Origin of the sequence: Haloflavibacter putidus (assembly GCF_006546625.1) — a bacterium.
GTDB classification, from domain to species: Bacteria; Bacteroidota; Bacteroidia; order Flavobacteriales; family Flavobacteriaceae; genus Mesonia; species Mesonia putida.
In genome coordinates this window covers 26,265-49,698 of record NZ_VIAR01000003.1, presented here as the reverse complement: position 1 = coordinate 49,698, position 23,434 = coordinate 26,265, and the positions used below count along the sequence as shown (strand labels likewise).

General features: G+C 36.9%; 15 protein-coding genes. All 15 read right to left on the bottom strand.

Translation table 11 applies throughout. The features are described from left to right. Positions 1 to 7: 7 nt before the first annotated feature. The gene (locus FKR84_RS03785; protein WP_141420870.1) at positions 8 to 994 is read right to left on the bottom strand and encodes a cytochrome c oxidase subunit 3; all 987 of its coding nucleotides are present in this window, start codon (positions 992 to 994) and stop codon (positions 8 to 10) included. A gap of 45 nt (positions 995 to 1,039) precedes the next feature. Beyond that, a complete protein-coding gene (locus tag FKR84_RS03780; protein ID WP_141420869.1) occupies positions 1,040 to 1,621 on the bottom strand; it encodes a cytochrome c oxidase subunit 3 in 582 nt (193 codons plus the stop codon). After that, the gene (gene cyoE, locus FKR84_RS03775; RefSeq protein ID WP_141420868.1) at positions 1,612 to 2,514 is read right to left on the bottom strand and encodes a heme o synthase; all 903 of its coding nucleotides are present in this window, start codon (positions 2,512 to 2,514) and stop codon (positions 1,612 to 1,614) included. Before cyoE ends, FKR84_RS03780 begins: the two co-directional genes overlap by 10 nt. A gap of 210 nt (positions 2,515 to 2,724) precedes the next feature. Further along, entirely contained in the window at positions 2,725 to 4,872 is a 2,148-nt protein-coding gene (locus FKR84_RS03770) for an energy transducer TonB (RefSeq protein ID WP_141420867.1), read from the bottom strand. A gap of 287 nt (positions 4,873 to 5,159) precedes the next feature. Continuing rightward, complete coding sequence (locus FKR84_RS03765; RefSeq protein WP_141420866.1) at positions 5,160 to 5,882, bottom strand: energy transducer TonB; 723 nt, start codon at positions 5,880 to 5,882, stop codon at positions 5,160 to 5,162. 52 nt (positions 5,883 to 5,934) lie between these two features. Beyond that, complete coding sequence (locus FKR84_RS03760; RefSeq protein WP_141420865.1) at positions 5,935 to 6,357, bottom strand: VanZ family protein; 423 nt, start codon at positions 6,355 to 6,357, stop codon at positions 5,935 to 5,937. Continuing rightward, positions 6,323 to 6,703 (bottom strand): glycine cleavage system protein GcvH, encoded by a 381-nt coding sequence (gcvH, locus tag FKR84_RS03755; protein WP_141420864.1) that lies wholly within the window; start codon positions 6,701 to 6,703, stop codon positions 6,323 to 6,325. The genes FKR84_RS03760 and gcvH overlap by 35 nt, the downstream gene beginning before the upstream one ends. Positions 6,704 to 6,721: 18 nt before the next feature. Further along, positions 6,722 to 13,960, bottom strand: a complete 7,239-nt coding sequence (gene sov / locus FKR84_RS03750; RefSeq protein WP_141420863.1) for a T9SS outer membrane translocon Sov/SprA — start codon at positions 13,958 to 13,960, stop codon at positions 6,722 to 6,724. A 5-nt stretch (positions 13,961 to 13,965) separates the two neighbouring features. After that, on the bottom strand, positions 13,966 to 14,547 hold the full coding sequence (ruvA, locus tag FKR84_RS03745) for a Holliday junction branch migration protein RuvA (protein WP_141420862.1): 582 nt from the start codon (positions 14,545 to 14,547) through the stop codon (positions 13,966 to 13,968). An 86-nt stretch (positions 14,548 to 14,633) separates the two neighbouring features. Beyond that, the gene (locus FKR84_RS03740; RefSeq protein ID WP_141420861.1) at positions 14,634 to 16,937 is read right to left on the bottom strand and encodes an NADP-dependent malic enzyme; all 2,304 of its coding nucleotides are present in this window, start codon (positions 16,935 to 16,937) and stop codon (positions 14,634 to 14,636) included. Between the two features lie 55 nt (positions 16,938 to 16,992). Continuing rightward, positions 16,993 to 17,916: a tRNA epoxyqueuosine(34) reductase QueG gene (gene queG, locus FKR84_RS03735; RefSeq protein WP_141420860.1), complete on the bottom strand. Its 924-nt coding sequence runs from the start codon at positions 17,914 to 17,916 to the stop codon at positions 16,993 to 16,995. 60 nt (positions 17,917 to 17,976) lie between these two features. Next, a complete protein-coding gene (ruvB, locus tag FKR84_RS03730; RefSeq protein WP_141420859.1) occupies positions 17,977 to 18,999 on the bottom strand; it encodes a Holliday junction branch migration DNA helicase RuvB in 1,023 nt (340 codons plus the stop codon). A gap of 74 nt (positions 19,000 to 19,073) precedes the next feature. Then, positions 19,074 to 20,909 (bottom strand): cytochrome c oxidase subunit I, encoded by a 1,836-nt coding sequence (locus FKR84_RS03725; RefSeq protein ID WP_141420858.1) that lies wholly within the window; start codon positions 20,907 to 20,909, stop codon positions 19,074 to 19,076. Between the two features lie 44 nt (positions 20,910 to 20,953). Continuing rightward, on the bottom strand, positions 20,954 to 22,015 hold the full coding sequence (locus FKR84_RS03720; protein WP_141420857.1) for a cytochrome c oxidase subunit II: 1,062 nt from the start codon (positions 22,013 to 22,015) through the stop codon (positions 20,954 to 20,956). A gap of 33 nt (positions 22,016 to 22,048) precedes the next feature. Continuing rightward, positions 22,049 to 23,410, bottom strand: coding sequence for a quinol:cytochrome C oxidoreductase (locus tag FKR84_RS03715; protein WP_141420856.1), 1,362 nt, complete (start codon positions 23,408 to 23,410; stop codon positions 22,049 to 22,051). Positions 23,411 to 23,434 lie beyond the last annotated feature (24 nt).

The window sequence follows — 23,434 nt, the reverse complement described above, 5'->3', positions numbered from 1 at the left end:
AAAAAGATTATACAAGATAAAAGAATGTAAATACAAAAACCCAAACAAGGTCCACAAAGTGCCAGTAAAGCCCAACTTTTTCTACCATTTCATAACTACCTCTTTTTTCGTAGGTTCCTATAAGAACATTAAAGAAAATAATAATATTGAGCAATACTCCAATAAAAACGTGAAAGCCGTGAAAGCCGGTAATAAAGAAAAAGAAATCTGCAAATAGCGGCGGACCGTATTCATTTTCTGTAAGATTTGCACCTTCTACAACACCTGCTGCTTGGTTTTCTATAAGACTTATAGACTTATCACGAGACAAAATAACTTTTTGACCTCTTTCGTCTAAGGTTTGAATACGAACCAAGATATCTTCATTGGCCATAAAACCTTTCTTTACTTCTTCTAAACTATACGTTGGTATGTCTCTTTCATCAAAACTATACCAAATAGCTTCGCTTGGTTTCTGATGAACGCGTTGTCCTGGTAGAGATTGCGCTACATCTCCAATAGCCAAACGCTCGCCTTGCTTGTCTACAAATTGAACAATATTGCCACCATTGGTTTTTACCGCTCCATAAGTACCATTAATAAAGTTTTTCCACTCCCAAGCTTGTGAACCTAAGAATATCAAACCTCCAATAATAGTTAGAAACAAGTAGGTGGTGACTTTCCCTTTCTGCATTTTATGCCCCGCATCTACAGCCAACACCATAGTTACAGATGAAAAAATCAAGATAAAAGTCATTAATGCCACATAATACATTGGCGCATCTACCCCGTGTAAGAAAGGAAAGTGATTAAAGACCTCATCGGCGATAGGCCATTCATCTGAAAATTTAAAACGCATTAAACCGTAGGATGCCAAAAAGCCGGAAAAAGTTAACGAGTCTGATGCTAAGAACACCCACATCATCAACTTACCGTAACTCACTTTTAAAGGAGATTTTGGTCCTCCACCCCAGGTTTTATCTTCTGTACCTGTTTTCGCAACAGCAGTTTCCATAAAGAGAGATTATTGTTAAGTATTTAGCAAAAATAGTTAATTTTATTATCTAAAGAAATATAAAAAGAAAAACAGGTAAAGCCACAGAATATCTAAAAAATGCCAAAAGGTCGCACCCAGTTCTATACCAAGCATTTGACCTGATTTGTAACGTTGTTTAAAATGATTATAAATTACCACCAAAAGAGTAATTAAGCCTCCTAAAATGTGCACCATATGCGCAAGTACAAACAAATAAAGAAAGGAAGTAGTTACCGTACTTTCTCCTCCGGTAAAATAATAACCTTGTTCTACAATTGCCCTAAAACCTTTAAATTGTAAAAAAACGAATATAAGTCCTAACACTAAAGTAAGAACTAATAAACCGGTTGCTTTTTTTCGTTCGTTCTTTAAAATCATTTTTTTAGAAAAATGAAAACTAAAGCTACTAATCACTATGGCTATTGTGCTCCATAAAAAATAATCTGGCAATTGAAACTCTGTTAACCAATCTGGTCTATTTTTACTTACTACATAAGCACTGGTAAGTCCGGCAAACATCATGGCCATGCTTACAATTGCAAACCAAAGCATCATTTTTCTAGAACGAACATTCTTTTCCTGGGTTGTACCTTCGGTTAAATCCATACTCTTAAAAATTTATCTAATACATATATTATTTGTAGCAAGGTAATATAACTTACACTTGCAAACATTAGTTGTTTGGCTGTTTTCTCGTCTCTCTTTTTATATAATTTTATTGCATAATACAACATTCCTAAACCTAACAAGAAAATTAAAACACCGGAGACTGGTGTTAAATACAACCTACCGGTTACCTGAAAAACAGGAATTATAGAGACAAGAATTGTCCAAATTGTGTATAAAATTATTTGAATTGCCGTACCGCGGTCTCTTTTTCCGGTAGGCAACATAAAAAATCCACCACGTTTATAATCGTCGTAAAGCCACCAGCCCAGAGCCCAAAAATGCGGAAATTGCCAAAAAAACTGAATCATAAATAACGTTCCCGGCTCTATACTAAATTGATTGGTTGCGGCAACCCAGCCCATCATAAACGGAATGGCTCCGGGAAAAGCACCAACAAATACAGATAAAGGTGTTTTGGTTTTTAGAGGCGTATAGACACAAGTATATAAAAAGATAGAAACTGCTCCAAAAACCGCAGTTATCGGGTTGATGTAATACAAGACATACAAACCTAAAATTGTAAACGAGATAGCAATGGCCGCCGCACTGGTAACACTCATTCGTCCTGCGGGAATGGGTCTGTTTTTTGTGCGGTTCATCTTGGCGTCTAGATTTTTTTCGGCTATTTGGTTAAAAGCGTTAGACGCGCCAACCATTAAATAACCGCCTATGGCCAACAATAACAGCGTAACAAAATCTACTACCGGAGCTCCCAAAAAATAACCTGCTGCAGACGAAAACACAACGCTTACCGTTAACCGCATTTTGGTTATTTCTTTAAAATCTGCCCCAAAGCTTACAGAAGCGTTATTTGATATTGCCTTGCTCAAAAAAATTCACTTGTTTTTCGGCTGCAAAGATACTCTTAAAAACAGTCTTAGCAAGAGGCAAGAAGCGTTAAATTTTTCGGTAAAAAACAACCTACACAAGCTCGCAATTTTGGTACGCGTTTAGTGTATTTTAATTATTTCTTTACGGAATAAACTCGGCTTGATTTTTAAAGATTGCCAATTAACCATAAATTTAATTAAAGATTTTACTTAGAAATCGTAGTACCAGTTAAACAAGTCTGTTCTAAAACCAAAATTTAGCCAAGTAGTGTTTTCTTGTAATTTTCTTGGTGTATCAGGAATACTAGAATCTAATTTTCTATGAATTATATTGGTATATACTTTTAAATTAGTAGCGGGATTTACAATATACCCCAACTCTACTTCGCCGTAAAAGAAATCTGTTTTATTGCCTTGTAGAATTTCATTGCCATCTTTTGTTTCTATATCGTATTCAGAACCATAAATATCGCCCCCGTAGTAAGGATCCAAATCTTTTTCTAATTCTAAGCCGCGTTTACCAACAATTAGTTTTGCACTACCATACCAACGATTTTTCTTGTACCGCGCAATAGCAATTACTTCCCTAAAGTTGGCACCCCACAAATGGGCTAGAGATTGGTTATTATGGCCGTAATTTAGCGTTATGGTGTTATGAGAGTATGTATAAGGTCTGGCTTGGTTATATTCTAATTGCAATTGCAAATTGTTAACATCAAAGGCATTAAAATACTTTAAGCCAATTTGGTAAGCCAGTTTATTTTTAAAACTTTGTTTCCCACCAAAAATATCGCCGGAAGAAAACTCATCTATCATTAATTGCGCATACATATTAAAATGGTCACTCCATTTATATTTACCGCTTAAACCAATAAGCGCATTACCTCCCCGAGATCCTGTAGAGAACTCGATAGCACGATAAAAAATTATTGGATTTAAGTAATTTAAATCAAACCCACGATCGTTGTCATTTTCCCAAACTACAGACTCAAATAAACCAATGTTTAAGCGTTTGGTAACATTATAACTTAAATAATGCGTTGCCATGTATTTTGTTCTAAAGGAACCACTATCTGTAACTGCAGGCCGTACATCGCGCATAGACATCCAAGTATTGGTATATTGTAATTTCCAAAAATTGGTAGTTACTTTAAAATAAGGATAAGGGCTGGCGGCATCACTCATTAACATAGAACGATAACCATCTCCTATAAAGTTTTTTCCGTGCCCGAATTGTAAATTAAAAAATTTACTTGGACTATAAGATATATAACCCTCTGCAAGCGGATAATCATAATCTTCTCCTCTAAAATCTTTTGCAATTCCGCGCCCGGGTATTATTGCCGGATTCCCGCCATCTGGTCGAATAGACTCCGCGTACTGATTAAAATATTGCGCAAAACGCCCTTGACTTTCGTAAACTGCAGCATAAAAATTAAAAGAGTCTCCCAAACCACCTTGTATAACAGCCGCTCTGGTATTATTATAGGTATAATTAAAATCTGCATCAAAATCTTTTCCTATTTGCAAATCTGCTGCTACATCTGCAGTAAACCAAAAATCTTCTCCTTGCAAACGCACCAAATGCTCGTTAAAAAATTTTCTACCAAACCAAGTATCTGTATCGTACGCTAAGTTTTTCTTTTCTTCTTCAAAATTGTAGTAGGTATTTACTTTTTTATACAAATATGGTTTTACCGCGGTATGCGCATTTGTACCTATTTGGTTCAAATCATCGTCAAACCTACTGTAAACTTCGTGTGAAAACGGAATATTAATGTTACTGGAATACGAAGGATTTCCCCAATTTTTACCGGTGGTATTTTTGCTTATACTATCGTATTCTGTATTTATTCTGTTAGTACTTTTTTTAGTTTGGGTTGTTTCTTTGGTATTTTCTGCACCAAAAGTAGAATACTTTTTAGTGTCTATAGGTAAAGTTTTGGCAGTGTTTTCTTCTATAGGAATTCTTACCGGCATTTTAAATTGCATAAAAATAGGTCGGCCATTGTAGGTTGCAGGTTTTACTTGCGGCAATTCTTTTATTACGCGTTCTATTTCTGTTTTTAACTCCTCGTAATAAGCATCTACATAAATACTACGAAAGTTGCCTTCCGGAGTCACTTCAAAAAGAACCGTTACTTGCCCGGTATAATTTTCTTCTGCAACCAAAGCGGGAAGCTTAAAATTCTCCTTTAATTTCTTAATCAAAGTTTTATTAAAGCAATTTTCTTGCATTTTGGCACTCACACTATCACAAGCAGGAAAAATTGGATACCGCTCTGACTTACCGACATTTTCTTGTCCAAAAATTAATAAGGGAAATATAAACAATAAACTACCTAAAAATTGACGCATATATTATCTGGCTTTAAAACTTCGGCAAGATACATAAAAAACTAGTTTTTTAATTATCAACTTGGCGTAGAGGTTTACTTTTCGGAATAAAAAAATGCGATTTTCACTTTTTAAAACGGCAATGTTTGTAAATAAAAACCAGAAAAGTTTTAAAAATGCGCAAAGCTTATTCTTCCGCTTGACGGAAAAATTTAAGTATAAAAAGATAAAGAAATGGTTATAAAGCTAATAAAAAAAGCCTTCCCGATTAGAAATCGAGAAGGCTTGTGATACTTTATATAAAATAATTACTGTACTTGAAATACGATTGGTAGAGAGTAAAGCACACCTACTGCTTTTCCTCGCTGTTTACCAGGTGTCATATCTGGCAACATTTTTACAACGCGCTCTGCTTCTCTTTGCAGTCTTGGGTGGGGTGCACGCGCTTGTACGCCTACAACTTTTCCTTTTGCATCAATTTTAAACTTTACGTAAACTCGGTTTACTCCAGAAAGTCCTAATTCTGCACCAAGATCTGTATTAAATTTCTTGTTTACAAAGTCTTTAATTTTAGAACTCATGCAAGCTCTTCTTTTATCGTTAGAAGAAAATTGCTCGCAACCAGGAAAAATTGGTACATCTTCAATAGCTGTAAAAGGAACGTCTGCAATTGGCTCTTCTTCTACTTCTTGTACTTCTTCTACCTCAACTGGTTGTGGTTCTTCTGTAACCTCTGTAGACTCAATTACTTGTTCTTCTACTTCTTCGTCATCTTCTACCACTTCAATAACTTCGGGAGCCGGTGGTGGTGGCGGAGGTGGTGGCGGCGGAGGTGTATTGGGTTGCATTACAACCGTTTCTTCTTCGTCTAGCTGATCAAATTGCACTACTTGCTGACCTAAATCGTCCTTATCGTAAGTTTTCCACTCGATGGCGCGCCAAGTAATGAACAACATAATAATCAACCCTATTTGAAAAAAAAGAACACTTTTTCTTCCTAAATCTTTTTTCGGGTTTTTCTTTGGTTCCATAATCTTGTAGTTATTGGATTGCTAATGTAATTATTTTTTATAAATATCTAAATTATAATTTCTTTTTAACTTTTTCTAACTTCGGTTCTAAGGCCAAAATAACCATTAATGCTAGAAGCGTTCCTAAAAAGTTGGCTGTTATGTCCCACACGTCAAAAGTGCGGTAAGCGGTAATGCTTTCTTGTAACACTTCAATAAAAATGCCAAAAAGCACAATTGCCAAACAAATTAACAATAATGGCTTTTTTTTGAGACGTTTTTTATTTCGTGTGCTGCGCGAAAAATATTGCAAATACCACAAAAAAGTTAGTCCGGCATAGGCTAAAGTATGAAAAATCTTATCTGCATTTTCTACTTCTGCTTGTGGTAAACCTTGCAAGCTTATTAACGAAAGTAATAAAAGTGCGAGCGTATAGATTACCGCTAGGACCAAACCTAGTTTAGGATCCAATAATTTCTTTATAAGCTTGGGCATCTAAAAGATCATCAACTTGCGATTCGTCTGTCATTTTTAATTTTATCATCCAACCTTCTCCATACGGATCAGAATTTACGTTTTCTGGTTCGTCTTCTAAGGTTTCATTAAACTCGATAATTTCGCCACTTAGCGGTAGAAATAAATCGGAAACTGTTTTTACGGCTTCTACGGTTCCAAAAACCTCATCGCGGTCTAAGGTTTCGTCTAAGGTTTCTACTTCTACAAATACGATATCGCCCAACTCGCCTTGGGCAAAATCTGTAATACCAATTGTGGCTATGTCGCCATCAATCTTGATCCACTCGTGATCTTTGGTGTACTTTAATTCTGCTGGGATGTTCATATTTTTTGTTTTTAATTTTTAGTTTCCAAAGTTATAACGCAATGTTATACCAGACCTAATAGTTGTTTGCGGAAATGCGGTAGAAATTGCGTATTCTGAAAATGTATGATCGTAATAAAAGATAGCTGTTAGATTTTTGGTAAGCGCATAATCTGCATTAAACGTTATAGACCAAATATCTTGTCCCGCCGTGGTCTGGCTATCATTAATATCCAAATATCGGATTATTGTTTGATTTCTCCTAAAAGAAACGTCTGCTTTAAAATTTAAATCGCTACTTAAGATTCTTTTTTGCCCTCCTATATTGGTGCCAATCTTTAAATCTTTAATGCGGTAGCCCAAACCAAGAATGTATTCATTACCTTGAATTTCGGTAAGTAAATTATTATCAAAACTTAGTGATAGCGCTCTATCTTTCTTTACTTCTGCTAAAACTTTAATAGAGTTTTTCAACTCCATATCTACTTTTATAAGTGGTGAAAATTGTTCTACCAAGTTTACGTTTGATATAAAATATTTACTTCTAAAATTACCACCTTGATCTAAATTTGCACTGCTGTAAGGGTCGTTACGATCGTATTCTAAATTGGTTTGAAACTGGTTAATATTATATAACGAGGTATAACCATGCTGCAAACTAAAACGTTTAAATTTATCTTTAAACCAAGTTAAACGCATTAAACCGGTATATTTTAAACTCCAGTTTGGCAATGGCGTATCTCTAAAAGAGCCTAAATCTACACTGCCGGCATCGCCACCGGTATAAGCCGAAAGAAATGCGGGCAGCAAAACTTGTTGGCTGGTTCTACCAAAACCTTTTGGGTAACCATCTGCATCAATATTATCCGGATTGCCAATATCTATCCCAGCATTTTGCGCCAAACGGTTGGCAACGGTAAGTCTATTATCTCTAAATTCTTGAAAGGTTTCTGAAAAATCTTGATCGCTTTTGCTAAATGCTGTAGCAATCATAATAGTAGAAATATTAAAGTTACCGTAAGTGTTGGGCGTTAAAGAACGGTATTGCAAATCTAACGGACTAACTCTATAGTTTTCTGTATAGGTTTCAGAATACATTCTGTTTGCATTCAAGTCTAAGGTTAAATCCGGTAACAGGTTTAAATTGGCTTGTATGCTCAAATTCTTTACTTCTGTTTCTGTATATTGTTCGTTAAATTGTTGGTACATCGTAAGCCAACCATTTCTAGCTGCAATTTCTCTAACATCTGCTTGGCTACCAAAAGTAAAACCTGCAGTTGGTTTTAAAGTTCCTACAAAACCCACATCGTTTGTATAGCCGGGCAAGAAAGTACCATTGGTTTCATCATAATTTACCGTAATACGTCTAATTGCGGTTGCTAAGCCAATAGCAGTATTTAGCGCTTTATCTCCTGCAGAAAGCTTGGTTGCTGGTTCATCAGATTGTAAGTTTTTACTACTACGACTAAAACCTAATTTGTTAGCGCCATCTCCTCTTCTACTGCGAGAGCGTGTATCTTTTTGACCTCGTTTTTTCTTTAAACCTAGATAACTATAAAGGCTGTTCATCTCTAATGTGCCATTTATTTGATGCTTATTAGAATTTTGAATATTGTTACCCAAATCTGGAATTCCCGGTAAGCTGTTTCTTACTTCAGAGCCTTTTTGCCACTGGAAACTACCGGTGTAGGAATATTGCGCTCGTAAAAAGCGAAGCGCCGGAATTTTATCAAAAGGTATATCGTAATTTACTTGTAAATTTTGATAATGTAGGTTAGGGTCTCCTACATTAAAAAACCCATCCCAAATGCCAATAGAATTATCTGGATTGCTTTGCGGATCTATATAATTTCTAACAATACGGTTGTTCATAGTATTGAAAGAGAAAGTTAATGACTCTGTAAGATTATGATTGATGTTATACTGCCAATCGAAAGTAAAGTTACGTTGATATAACTTTGGCAAACCAATAGAACCCGGCGGAAGGTTTATTTCTCTAAAAACTTGCTCGTTATATTGTCTTATTATATTACCACTTGCCGAAATATTGGTAGGCAACAAATTAAGATTAAAATCTTTTATTGGTTGGTAATATGCACTGCTATCTAAAGCCGCTATATTTTTGAATGGCTCTAATTTGAAAGGTTCAAAACCATAATCGTAGGTAGCGCCAACGTTTACACTTTGATCTAAAGATTCTTCAATTTCAAAATCACGATGGTCTACTTGATTGTAAGTTCCCGAAAAGGTAAAGTTTTCAATATCATACGGCATTGGTTTAGCGTCTTCTTGTGTTCTATCTTTCCGTAAACCTATTACACTTACACTTTGTCGTCTTGTATAATCTTCTGCACGTTCTTTAAGTTCTTCTCTTCTGGCAGCGTCGTTTGTATTATCTATTAAAGTTTCTAATTCTAAATCTGAATATTCGGGGTCGTATTGTGGTGTTATTAATTCTTCGCCACGGCTATAACTTACCGGAATGTTAACTCCCCAATCTTTGGGTAGCAACTGCCCAACATTTACGTTGGTAACCACATCGTATTGCTTGACATCTTCGCGACTACGTTGGTTTGGGCCTTGCTCTACCGAGCCAAAACCAATGGTGCTTCTTCTTCCCGTTGCAGATATTGAAGCAAAATCTGCCAAGTTGGTATCCATATTTAAAACAGCAGCCCAACCTCCTTGATTTTTCATGTCAGAAAGACGCATTTCGTTAAACCAAACTTCTCCGGTAGCATCAACATTACCGGTGTTTTTTAATCCTAACATAATCATTCTTACATCGCCAAAACTAGGATTACCTTTTATACCAACGCGCATTTCATCTGGCGTGTCTAAACCGGAAACCGGATTTAGGTTTTTATCGAAAAAGTTAAGCTCTCCGGCATTATAAGTTTCGTTACCTATAATTAGAGATTTTATTTGTTGTAATAATTCTAAAGGTAGATCGAGGTCGTTTACTTCCGGCCAAACATCGCGCGGCTGGGTAGAACTAATATCGCTAACCTTAAGCGGAACTTCTACTTGGTAAAAATTATCCGTAAAATCACTTCCCATACGTATAAAGGCAGATAGTTGCCCATCTTGCAAAGTTGGCGCCGGCGCAGGCAAACTTCTAGCGTGTAAAAACATTTTTAAGTTTTTATACTGCCGCATGTCTACTTGAAAATTCTTATATACCGCCCGAGAATCGTTTGGAGAAAGGTTTTTTACGGTAAGTGATAAAGATTGCTCGTCTTCGCGAATGGTTTGGTTGTTATTTACCAATTCTTCTCTAACAACACCCGGTGGCGTAACATAATCTGAGGTTTGTTCTTGACTAACTGCTGTTACTTCTAAACTGGTATTTGGCGTATTGTCAGGGTTTGTGCCATTAGGTTCCACGGCTTGGGTATAACGTCTATAATCTCCGCGCACCAAATCTAAGGTTCCAAATCGTAAAACAATATCATCCTGAAAGCCAGATAAAAACATACGCATAAAACGTATAGAACGTAAATCTGCAATACCGCCAACAGAGTATTCGCTACTGGTACGCAAAGGCACTTTAAACTGCACCCATTTTACTTCCATTTGCTGTCCGTTTTGCAAAGTTGTGGTTACATTTTTTACATCGGTAATATAATCTTGGTTTACCCCCGCTACGCTACTAGTGTTGTTATCTACACTCATACCCGGATAAACAGGAATCTCATACTCAAAATAACTGTCTATGGTATTCATCGTGTTATCGCGATTTATGTCTTCTGCAGAAGGTACGGTAGTATTTCCCCTGCTGTTTTGACCAACATCTGTGGGCGAGTTACCATCGTAACCGTTATAATTTCTATAGCGTTCTACAATGCCTCCTTCGGCAGCTAAATAATATAGGTAATTATCGTTAGACGGATCTTCTAACCCAGCAAATTCAGGAAAAGCACTTGCTTCGTCTGCATCTGGAATACCATCTAAACCAACATCTTGATTAACGCGCTCTGCACCTTCTGTATCAAAAGCATAAACTAAAGACTGATTAGAAGGTACGCGCCCAAAGGCTGTACTTAAGGTATTGCCGGCAGAACCGTCTTTAGGTAAGCCATTTTCGTATTGTTTCCTTCCGTCTTTTAGAATATCTTCTGAAATACTTCCTAAGTTAAACGTAATTTTACCATTGCTTGTGGTAGCATTTTCGGGATAAATGTAAGGATCCATCACCCAAAACTCTATGAACTCTACGTTAGACTGTTCAAAATTTGTTGTAGTAATTTCCCGCATTATGCCGCCAAAATTTTGTTCGGGATTTGGTAAGGTATTACTACCAGCTGCTGCAGGATTGTAGTTATATTGCCCGCGTTCTTGCGGATAGTAAGCCACGTCTAGAGTGTATATTGCCTGCGATTGGCCTTGCACGACATCCATATCGGGGAAGATTTCATCTATAAAAACACGTCTGGTAGAATATTGTGACAAATCGTCGTCGTTGATTCCCGCCGGACGTTGATTACTATAAAAAATAGGATCTATGGTGTACCAATTTAATTTTGCGCGCCGGTAACTACTGCTTAAATCGTTATTTGCTTTTTCGCCACCAAAACCAAGTGGAGCGCTAGAAAGATGCCACGAAAGCGGCGACAAAATAGAAATAGAAGTTTGCGAAGCTTCAAAATCATCTATATACGAAGTTGCTTCGCCGTTAAAATTATCGCCTTTAGGTGAACCGGGTTGCAGGTAAGCAAATTCGCCACGCAAAGAAAGATTAGACTCTACATCTGTATCTATATTTGGCAACTTGTTTACCAATCTGGTAAAGAAAGGAACTTCTGTAGTGTAATTAAAATTGAAACCGTAAATAGAATTATTTACCGGTTCGTAACTGTAATTTGCTTTTTGGGTAAGCGGCCGCTCGTTAAAGTTTATAAAGGTTCCGTTTACAATTAAATCTTCGCTAAATTTATGCTCTACATTTAAACCGGTAAAACGCTTGGTTTGTTGTCCAAAAGTAGCGTTATTTTCTGTAGAAACTTGTATTGGTGTATCTGAAGCCAATAATGCTTCATCTAAAATTTTAACCCTACCTAATTGGTAATCTACTGTATAATCTACGCCTTCTTGCAAGACCCTTCCGCCGGCAGTTACAGTTACGGAACCTTGCGGAACGTTAAACGCCCCAATAGGAATGCCGTCTTGTCCTGATGATTTATAGCTACCTTTTAACTGAAATTTATTTTTATCTGCTTCTTCTTGCTCTGCTTGTGTTTTGGTGGTAGCGTATAAACTTTTGAATACGTATTTTTCTTGATTTTCATTATAGGTGGCAGGATTTTCATAACTTTCTGATCCGCCATTAGGCGTATTATCTAACTTCTTAAATAAATATTCACCGAAAGGCTCTACGGAGGTAAAAATTATTTTTCCGTTTTGTGGATCTATGGTAATTCCCGGAACATAATCAAAAAAGCCATCGCCTCCAATTACCGGATCATTATTGGCATCTAAACGGTCTAAACTAAAAACGCGCAACAAATTGGTGTCTTCTACATCGTCCGGTAAAGGTGTTGTTGCATTGGGTGCTTGTGTAATATAATTAAGCGGTTGCGGGTCTGAATATAAAATATTAAACCTAAAGTCTTCGCGCTCTAGTTGGTAAGCGTCTAAGCTATAGATGTTTTTCATCATCAAATCCCAAATAGGCTCGTTTACATTGGTAACCGGACTTTTTAATAATTTTACAACTAAATTTTGATTTATAGCAACGTCGTTGCCGGGACTTGTAGGGTTTGGTTGTGTTTCTGTAGCATCTACGCCGCCATTTGCAAATTCTCCCACTTGGTATACTTGTCCGTTAACGGTGTATTGAAAAGCTACCGCTAAAATTTCATCGTTACTAAGCCGTTGGTTTAAAGAAATATACCCTAATTGACTGTTTAAGGTATATTCTGAATTTTGTAATTGTTTGGCATTTTCTAGTTTGGCATAATCTACACCTTCATTTACGTCCGCACTATTTACCCCAAACCCTTGATCTACACTGGCAACATCTCGAATAGCCGGCGTTAACACAGATTGCTGCGGACCGGTAATGCCCATCGGGTTGAAATTGTTATTGGAGTTGTTAGGATAAGAATCTGGCGTGGCATTTAAAAATCCGGAAAAGCTTGGCGGATTTATCGGGTTGCCGTTAGCATCTAACAAAACTCCAATATTTTCTGGACTAGCTTCCCCTATATCTTGAAGGGCAACAATATTTCTGGTATTGTTTAAGCTTTCTGTAGAATTGGTACGATTGGTTACCCAAACCTCTATTCTAGTAATTTGCACATTGCTATTTATGTACGGATAGTTTTGCAGCGCATCGTCATAATTATCCCTAAAATAATGTGCTAAGAAAAAATGACGGTTCTCGTCGTAATCTAAAATAAACTTATCAAACTCCTGTACTGCGCCACCACCCTGAATGTTTACCGTTTGCCGTTCTGAATTTTGTTCTGAAAAAACTCCAGTAATAGTTGTTTTACCAAATTGCAACTGTGCTTTTACCCCAAACAAACTTTGTGCACCTTGAATTAAAGAACTGTTTAACGGCATACTAACGTTACCAACTTCTATTTTTCTAACAATATCATCTTCGGTTGGGGTGTATTCTAGCTTTATCTGGTTTTGAAAATCAAAAGTGGATTCTGTATCGTAGTTGGCAGTTACTTTAAGACGTTTCCCAACTTTTCCTAATAAACTCAAACTAATGCGTTGATTAAAATCGAAAGTGAAGTTACTTCGGTTTCTGGGAGACAAAGATGGATTGTCCTGTTTGGTATATAAAACCCCTAAATCTAGCTCTACAGAACCTTGTGGTATAACTTCTATTTCGCTTCCGCCAAAAACGCTTTCAAAAAAAGTATTGTTTACATAAAATATTGGTAACAGGTTTTTTTGGCTGTCTTTTGCATCGTCGCCGCGGCCTGTCATTGCATCTGACTTTTCTTTAAAGTAAGCCTTCATCTGCTCTTCCATTACGCGTTTCTCGTATTCTTCAGGCGTAAGCACCAATGGGTAACTTACATTAACGCTACCAATTTTTTCTACAAAGATATAACGGTCTAAAAGCGGATCGTAAGAATATTTATGTACGATGCTTTGCGGATTTGCCATTTGTATTTGCCCTAAGCTATAACCGGTTTTTGTAGAGTCTTGTTCGGTTTGATTTTCTTCTTGCGCAAAGAGCCCGGAAGCGCCTAAAAATGCAACCAGAAAGACAGAAAGGTTTTTACACAACGAATTAAGAAAAATAGTTTCTCTCAAGGTATCTAAAGGTTTTTAAGTGCCAACTTTATTATAGTTTCAACGCTTGCATCGGGATTTTCAGAAACCACCTTTTTAACTATTTTATCCGATTGTTTTTTGGTGTATCCGAGCGTCTCTAATGCAGATAACGCTTCTTCTTTATGGGTATTGCCCTGAGATGTTAATATTTTGTTTACATCTTCTACCGCTCCCAGTTTATCTTTTAGGTCTATAATTACACGTTGTGCAGTTTTTGCCCCAATGCCTTTTACGCTTTTTATGGTAGGCACATCTTCTGTAGTTATGGCCTCGATAATTTGTGCAGGAGAAAGTGATGACAACATTGTACGCGCTGTACTTGCACCAATTCCTGAAACCGAAATTAGCTTTACAAACAAGTCTCTCTCTGCCTTCTCCATAAATCCGAAAAGGGTTTGAGCGTCTTCCCTAACTTGTAAATAAGTTAAAATAAAGATATTTTCTTGTTCGGGAATCAAGGCGTGGGTATGCAAAGAAATATTTAAAAAATATCCTACTCCGCCACATTCTACAATAATATCTGTAGGATTTTTCTCTACTAATTTCCCCCTTAGGTGTGTAATCATAAGTTAACCAAAAGTTAAAGCTTCAAATGTAGGAAAATAATTAAGATGTAAAAATTTTAACCATAGCGAATTAAAGCTTACAAACGTTAAATATGCATCTCTGGTTTTTTCTTTCTTTCTTTCTCTTGTGCATCTACTACCGCAACTGCCGTCATATTTACCATTTCTTCTACACTGGCACCCAATTGTAAAATATGTGCAGGTTTGTTTAAGCCCATCATAATTGGTCCTATAGAATCTGTATTGTTTAATTCTTTCAGTAACTTATAGGTGCTATTTGCTGCGGTTAAATTAGGATAAATAAGGGTGTTTATTTTGCGACCTACTAATTTTGAAAAAGGAAATTTATTTTGAAGCATTTCTTTGTTCAATGCGAAATCTACTTGCAGCTCTCCGTCTACACAAATATCAGGACATACTTTATGCAAGTATTCCACAGCTTCTTTTACCTTGCTGGCACTAGGCTTTTCGGAAGAACCAAAGTTGGCGTAAGAAATCATACCCATTACCGGCTCTAAACCAAACATTTTAACGGTGTAGGCCGTCATTTGCGCAATGCGTGCCAAATCTTTAGCGTCCGGGTCTATATTTATGGAAGTGTCGCTTATAAATAATGGGCCGCGGGAAGTATTCATCAAATTGGTAGCGGCAATTCGAGAAACGCCTTTTGCCATACCAATTAAATCTAACATTGGTTTTACCACAGAAGGATAAGCTCTGGAGTAACCCGAAAGCAAAGCATCTGCTTGCCCTTCGTTTACCATCATGGCGGCAAAATAATTGCGCTCCCGCATTAATTTTTGTGCATCGTAAAGCGTGATTCCGTCGCGTTTTCGAGATTGCCAAAATATTTCAGCAAATTTATCGCGTTGCTCTTTTTCTTCATCAGATTTTGGATCTATGATGCTAATGCCTTTGCCTTCAAACTCGATTTCCTGCATCAACTCTTCAATAACCTCTCTTCTACCCAAAAGTACAGGAATAGCAATACCCTCGTCGTGTACAATTTGAGCGGTTTTCATCACATCTAAATGATCTGCTTCTGCAAAAACCACTTTCTTCGGATTGGTTTTGGCTCGGTTTAGCAATAGGCGTGTAATCTTATTGTCGCCACCTTGGCGTTCGTATAACTCGTCTTCGTAGCGTTTCCAATCTTCTATTGGTTCTTTGGCAACGCCACTCTCCATAGCAGCTTTTGCAACTGCCGGTGGCACCACGGTAAGCAAACGAGAATCAAATGGTTTTGGAATAATATATTCTCTGCCAAAATTCATTTTTGTTTCGCCGTAGGCTATATTCACTTGTTCTGGCACCGGTTCTTTCGCTAAATTGGCTAAAGCTTTTACGGCAGCCAGTTTCATTTCTTCGTTTATTTTGGTTGCCCTAACATCTAAAGCTCCTCTAAATATAAAAGGGAAACCTAACACATTATTTACCTGGTTTGGATTGTCGCTTCGGCCGGTGGCCATAATAACATCGTCTCTAGTATCTACGGCAAGCTTGTATTCTATTTCCGGGTTAGGATTGGCCATTGCAAAAACCACCGGGTTTTTGGCCATGGTTTTAAGCATATCTGCAGAAAGTATTCCGCCCACGGAAAGTCCTACAAAAACATCGGCGTTTTTGACCGCATCTGCCAAATCTTTATATTTCTTTTCGGAAGCAAATTCTTTTTGCATTTCCGACAATTTCGGGTCGTCTTTTTGCAAAGAACCTTTACTGTTGAACATGATAATATTTTCGGGTTTTAACCCTAAAGAGACGTAGAGCTTTGCACAAGCAATAGCCGCAGAACCGGCTCCGGAAATAACCATTTTGGCTTCCTCTATATTTTTGTTTGCAATTTCTAAAGCATTTAATAAGGCTGCCGCCGAAATTATCGCCGTCCCGTGCTGATCGTCATGCATTACGGGAATATCTAATTCTTCTTTAAGTCTTCTTTCTATTTCAAAAGCTTCGGGAGCTTTAATATCTTCCAAATTTATTCCGCCAAAAGTTGGAGCGATATTTTTTACGGTTTCTATAAAAGAATCTATGTCTTTAGTACCTACTTCAATATCAAAAACATCTATGTCTGCAAAAATTTTAAACAACAAACCTTTACCTTCCATTACGGGTTTAGAAGCTTCGGGACCAATGTCCCCCAAGCCCAACACCGCGGTTCCGTTAGAAATTACTGCAACCAAATTACCTTTACCGGTATATTTATAGGCATTATTTAAATCTTTTTCAATTTCTAAACAAGGTGCTGCCACGCCAGGCGAATATGCCAAAGCCAAGTCCCGTTGGGTAGAATATTTTTTGGTAGGCACCACTTTTATTTTGCCGGGTATAGGTTTGGCATGGTAGATTAAAGCTTCTCTTCTCTTGCGTTCTTCGTGGTTGCTCATAGTTTTTTATTTTGCGGACTAACAAAGGTAACATAGAAGTTGTAATACTAAAAACTTAGCTTTTTAAAAATTCTATATTTCTTTGCAAACCGCTAAATTTTGTACGTTTTACGGCAGATTTCTTGAAAATTTGCCCAAAGGTTTCTTTGGTAATGTCTTCCCAATCTGCTTTGCTGTATTCTAATAAATCAGGATGCGGATTAAAAAGTGGTTCGTTGTGGGGTTGCGAAAAACGGTTCCACGGACAAACATCTTGGCAAATATCGCAGCCAAACATCCAATCTTCAAATTTTCCTTTTTCGCTTTGCGGAATCGCATCTTTTAACTCGATGGTATAATAAGAAATACATTTGCTGCCGTCTACCCGATAAGGTTCGTAAATAGCGCCTGTGGGGCAAGCGTCTATGCAGGCAGTACAACTACCGCAATGGTCTGTAACCGGCGTGTCGTATTCTAAATCGAGATCTATGATAAGTTCTGCAATAAAAAAGAAAGAGCCCGTTTTTTTAGATAAAAGGTTAGAGTTTTTACCAATCCATCCCAAGCCGCTTTTTGCCGCCCAAGCTTTGTCTAATACTGGTGCAGAATCTGTAAAAGCACGTCCGCTAACTTCGCCAATCTCTTCTTGAATATAATCTAAAAGCGTTTTTAATTTATCTTTTATCACAAAATGATAATCACGACCGTAAGCATATTTAGAAATCTTATAGGTGTCTTGGCGTTGTTTTTCTTCCGGAAAGTAATTCAGTAACAAAGAAACCACGCTTTTAGAACCTGGCACCAAGATGGTAGGATCTAAGCGCTTATCAAAAAAATTTTCCATATACTGCATTTTGCCATTCCGGTTTTCTTTCAGCCATTGCTCTAAACGCGGTGCTTCTTCTTCTAAAAATACTGCTTTACTAATACCACAGGACAAAAAACCCAATTCTTTGGCTTTGTCTTTAATGAATTTGGTATATTTTTCTGGATTAGTCAAAAAAGTATGTTTTCTTGGTTCTACAATTCTGATTTATGCCTATGACTCAAAATAAGTTTTTTAAAAAAGTCCGCCTTGAGAATTATGTCTGGTTTTTCCTAAATGCTTATAAGCGGCTTCGGTTACTTCACGACCTCTCGGCGTTCTTATAATAAAACCTTCCTGAATGAGAAAAGGCTCGTAGACTTCTTCTATGGTTTCGGCGCTTTCACTTACGGCTGTTGATAAAGTGGTAATACCAACCGGACCGCCTTTAAATTTGTCTATTATCGTGCTAAGGATTTTATTATCCATCTCGTCCAGACCATTTGCGTCAACATTTAAGGCTTCGAGGCTAAATTTAGAAATTTCCATATCTATTTTCCCGTTGCCTTTTATTTGTGCAAAATCCCGAACACGTCTTAAAAGTGCATTGGCAATTCGCGGGGTTCCTCTACTTCTTCCGGCAATTTCTATAGCAGCATCTAAATTCATGGGAACGTTTAAAATACCGGCGCTACGTTGTAAAATATCTGAAAGCAATTCTGTAGAATAATATTGCAACCTACTGGAAATACCAAAACGCGCACGCATTGGTGCCGTCAATAATCCTGAACGCGTAGTAGCCCCGACTAATGTAAACGGATTAAGATCTATTTGAACCGAACGCGCGTTGGGTCCGCTTTCTATCATTATATCTATTTTAAAATCTTCCATAGCAGAATATAAATATTCTTCTATAACCGGGCTTAACCTATGAATTTCGTCTATAAACAACACATCGCGATCGCCCAAATTGGTAAGCAAACCGGCCAAATCTCCGGGTTTGTCTAAAACCGGACCGGAGGTTACTTTAATTCCTGCGTTAAGCTCGTTTGCCAATATATGGGCCAGGGTAGTTTTTCCTAAGCCCGGCGGGCCGTGAAAAAGCGTGTGGTCTAAAGCTTCATTTCTTTGATTGGCTGCCTGTACAAAAACTTTTAGGTTTTCTAATACCCGTTCTTGTCCTGCAAAGTCATCAAAACTTAGCGGCCGTAAGGCTCTTTCTATATCAAACTCTTCCGGAGAGAAACTTTCGCCTGTTGGGTCTAGGTTTTCGTTCATAATTACAAAGATAAAGAAAAAGCCTTTTCTAAAAATTAGAAAAGGCTTTTTACTGAAATTATATGTTTTATTACTTAGTGATTAAGCTCTTCTTCGTGTTCTTGAAGCGGTACGTTTTGTGGTACAAAGTCTTGTCCCGGTAAAACGTAATCTGTTTCTTCTTTGTTAAGTTTACTATAATCATACGACCAACGGTAAACGGTTGGTAACTCTCCAGGCCAGTTTCCGTGAACATGCTCGACAGGAGTTGTCCATTCTAATGTAGTACCATTCCAAGGGTTTTGTGTTGCTTTTTTTCCGTAAAACATACTTGCAATAAAGTTGTACAAGAAGATTACTTGTGCTGCTGCTGCAATTATTGCAAATACCGTAATTAACACATTAGTATCTGCTAAATCATCAAAATATGGAAATGCTGTGTTGGTATAATAACGTCTAGGAAGTCCTGCCAAGCCAATAAAGTGCATTGGGAAAAACACGCCATAGGCCGCTACTGCGGTTATCCAGAAATGTACATAACCTAAATTTTTATTCATCATTCTACCAAACATTTTTGGGAACCAGTGGTATACGCCGGCTAATAATCCATATATGGCAGAAATCCCCATTACTAAATGAAAGTGTGCAATAACGAAATATGTATCGTGCACGTTAATATCTAAAGTACTGTCTCCTAATATAATTCCCGTTAGACCTCCAGTTATAAAAGTAGAAACAAAGCCAATAGAAAATAGCATAGCCGGATTCATCTGAAGATTACCTTTCCAGAGCGTGGTTATCCAGTTAAATGCCTTTACGGCAGAAGGAATTGCAATTAATAACGTTGTAAAGGTAAACACTGACCCTAAAAACGGGTTCATACCAGAAACAAACATGTGGTGTCCCCAAACAATTGTAGATAAGAAAGCAATTGCCAAAATAGAAGCTACCATAGCACGGTAACCAAAAATTGGCTTTCTGGCGTTTGTAGACATAATCTCTGATACAATACCCATTGCCGGTAAAATAACAATATATACTTCGGGGTGACCTAAAAACCAGAATAAATGCTCAAATAATACCGGTGAACCGCCTTGGTGAGCCAATACCTCCCCTTGAATATAGATATCACTAAGAAAGAAAGAAGTACCAAGAGACCTATCCATTATAAGCATTAGAGCTGCCGATAATAAAACTGGGAATGACACTATACCAATAATTGCAGTAATAAACAAAGCCCAAATGGTAAGCGGTAATCTTGTCATAGACATACCTTTGGTTCTATGATTTATTACAGTAACCACATAATTTAAAGAGCCTAATAAAGATTGTGCGATAAAAAATGCCATAGAAATTAACCATAAAGTCATCCCAGTTCCTGAACCAGGAATTGCTTCCGGCAAGGCACTTAACGGCGGATAGATTGTCCAACCTGCTGAGGCAGGGCCAGACTCAACAAAAAGCGAACTTAACATAATTACACAGGATATAAAGAATATCCAATAAGACAGCATATTTAGAAAACCAGATGCCATATCTCGCGCTCCAATTTGTAAAGGAATTAGAAGGTTACTAAAAGTACCACTTAGACCAGCCGTCAAAACGAAAAATACCATTATTGTACCGTGAATGGTAACTAAAGCAAGATAAGCTTCTGGCGTCATAACACCATCTGGCGCATATTTCTCACCTAACAACCATTTAAAAATCACAAAAGATTCTTCTGGCCAGGCCAATTGCATTCTAAAGAGCACGGACATAAGTATGCCCAAAATTCCCATTATAATACCTGTAATAAGATATTGTTTAGCAATCATTTTATGATCTTGGCTAAAAATATACTTGGTTATAAAGGTTTCTTTATGATGATGTCCGTGATCATCATGTGCGTGATGATCGTGTGCTAAAGTTGCGTTTGCTGTTGCTGACATATCTATTTATATAAATTTCTTTTAAAAACTACTTACCGTTATTATTAATCTTTCATGTATTCTTCAAAAGTTGCTTGCTCTGACAACCATTGCTGAAAATCTTCTTCGCCTTCTACTACTATTTGCATTTGCATATTATAATGTGAAATACCACAAATCTTGTTGCATAATAGGTAATAATCGAACTCATATGGATCTAAAGCTACGTCTCCTTTCGCCATTAAATCTTCACTTCTTTCCTCTCTAATTTCGTTAATGGTTTCTACCTTTTCTGTCATATATTCTGACGTTCTCATTTCTTCTGTAGTGATAGTTGGGGTAAAGCTAAATTGTGTAATCATACCCGGCACAACATTCATCTGCGCTCTAAAGAAAGGAAAATAAGCAGAGTGCAATACGTCTTGTGATCTAAATTTAAACAAAACTTTCTTATTTACAGGCAAGTGCAGCTTAGAAGTTATTTTATCATCTTCTGCATAAGTATCACTTTCGTCAACTCCTAATGTGTTTTTACCTTCGATAAAACGCACGTTAGCTTTTCCTAAAACATTATCTTGACCGGCATATCGTGCTTTCCAACCAAATTGATAGGCATAAATCTCTACCACCATGACATCTTCATCTTCGTCAAAATTCATGATATCTGACCAAGTAAACAAACCATAGATAATTAGGCCAGCTAATACAATAACAGGAATAATAGTCCAAATAAATTCTAATTTATCATTATCTGCGTAAAACAGCGCTCTTTTACCCTCTTCTCCTCTGTATTTAATAGCGAAGAAATGCAACAAAAACTGAGTGATAACCTGTACGATCATGATAATCACGATTGAAAGCATCATTAAATTATCAAAGCTTTCTCCGTGTTCTGATGCCGCCTCTGGTAAGTAATAACTAGAATGGTTCCAGAAACTATAAAGCATTAAGCCATAAAGAAAAACCGTAAAGGCTATGAGAATATAGGCTTGCTTTCTGTTGTCTTCATTATTAGCGATCTGAGAATCGTCTGTATGTTTAGGTTTAGACAATTGTAATACTTTCGACATCTGCCAAAAGGTAACTCCTAGAAGCGCTATTACTATTATGATTAAAAATACAGTCATTGTTATAAATCTTCTTTAAAACTAATTTATTTCTTAATAATGGTAATTTTCACTCTCTTTAATGAAAGGGTTGCCACGTGGTCTTAGAGATACTTTCCCTAAAGCAGATCCTACAACCAAGACAAACAATCCTAAAAAGAACAATATACCAGCTATTTCTGTAATTCCAAAAGACCAATACGGACCTACGGCAGATGGTGTGATTAATAGGAAAACATCAATAAAGTGTCCTATTAGCACCACTACACCAGACATTACTACAAACCAAGGTACACGTTTATAATCACTATTCATCAACATTAATATTGGAAATACAAAATTAAGTACCAACATAAACCAAAATAAAAAGCCGTATTCCTGAATTCTAACAATAAAATAAGTTACTTCTTCTGGAATATTTGCATACCATATCAACATAAATTGTGAGAACCAAAGATAAGTCCAAAATATACTGAACGCAAATATATATTTTGCCAAGTCATGTAAGTGACTATCGTTAACAAAGTCTAAGAAACCTAATTTCTTTAATGAAATAGTTACTAAAGCTATCACTGTAATAGCTGTCACAAACATTGTTGCAAATACATACCACCCAAATAAAGTACTATACCAGTGTGGTTGCATAGACATAAACCAGTCCCAAGCCATCATACTTTCGGTAATCATAAAGAAAATTAAAAAGAAAACAGCTGCTTTAAAATTTTTCTTATAAAACTCGTTATTAGAACCGCTTGCTTCCTTTAAGGAATATTTTCTTGAGAAATGACGATAGAGATTCCAACCCACCAAATATATAATTGCTCGAATTACGAAGAATGGGAAATTGAGATAACCTGATTTAGCTTGTAAAATTTCATCTTCTGCAACCAACTCTGCATCTTGCCAAGGAAAGAAATGTGTACCGGCAAAAATAACAATCAAGAAAACAAATATAGATCCTGGTAACAAATAGGCTGTAATACCTTCAATAACTCTATACAATACTGGAGACCAGCCAGCAGATGATGCATATTGAACTGCGTAAAACACCAAGGCGCCTAGAGCAATCATAAAGAAAAAGAAAGCCGATACAAATATTGCAGACCAAGGTTTTGCTTGCATTTGATGCAATACGTGTTTTAAATGGCTTTCGTGATGATGCTCTTCTTCTTGCGACATTGCATTTTCGGCAAAGCCCTGTTCACCTCTTGCTTTGTCTACAAAACCTGCTTCATCTTCATGAGATTGCGCCTCGTGTGTAGAATGACCTTCGTCGTGTGCTTCGTGCGATGCTAATATTTCTTCAACATCTTCTGTGGTTGAAGGAGCGGTTAAAAAGCCATAACCTAATCCTAAAGCACCTACTACCATAAAGATGATAGAGAATAATTTTAATTTACCAGATAGCTTGTACATACTAAAATATATAATACGGTTTAT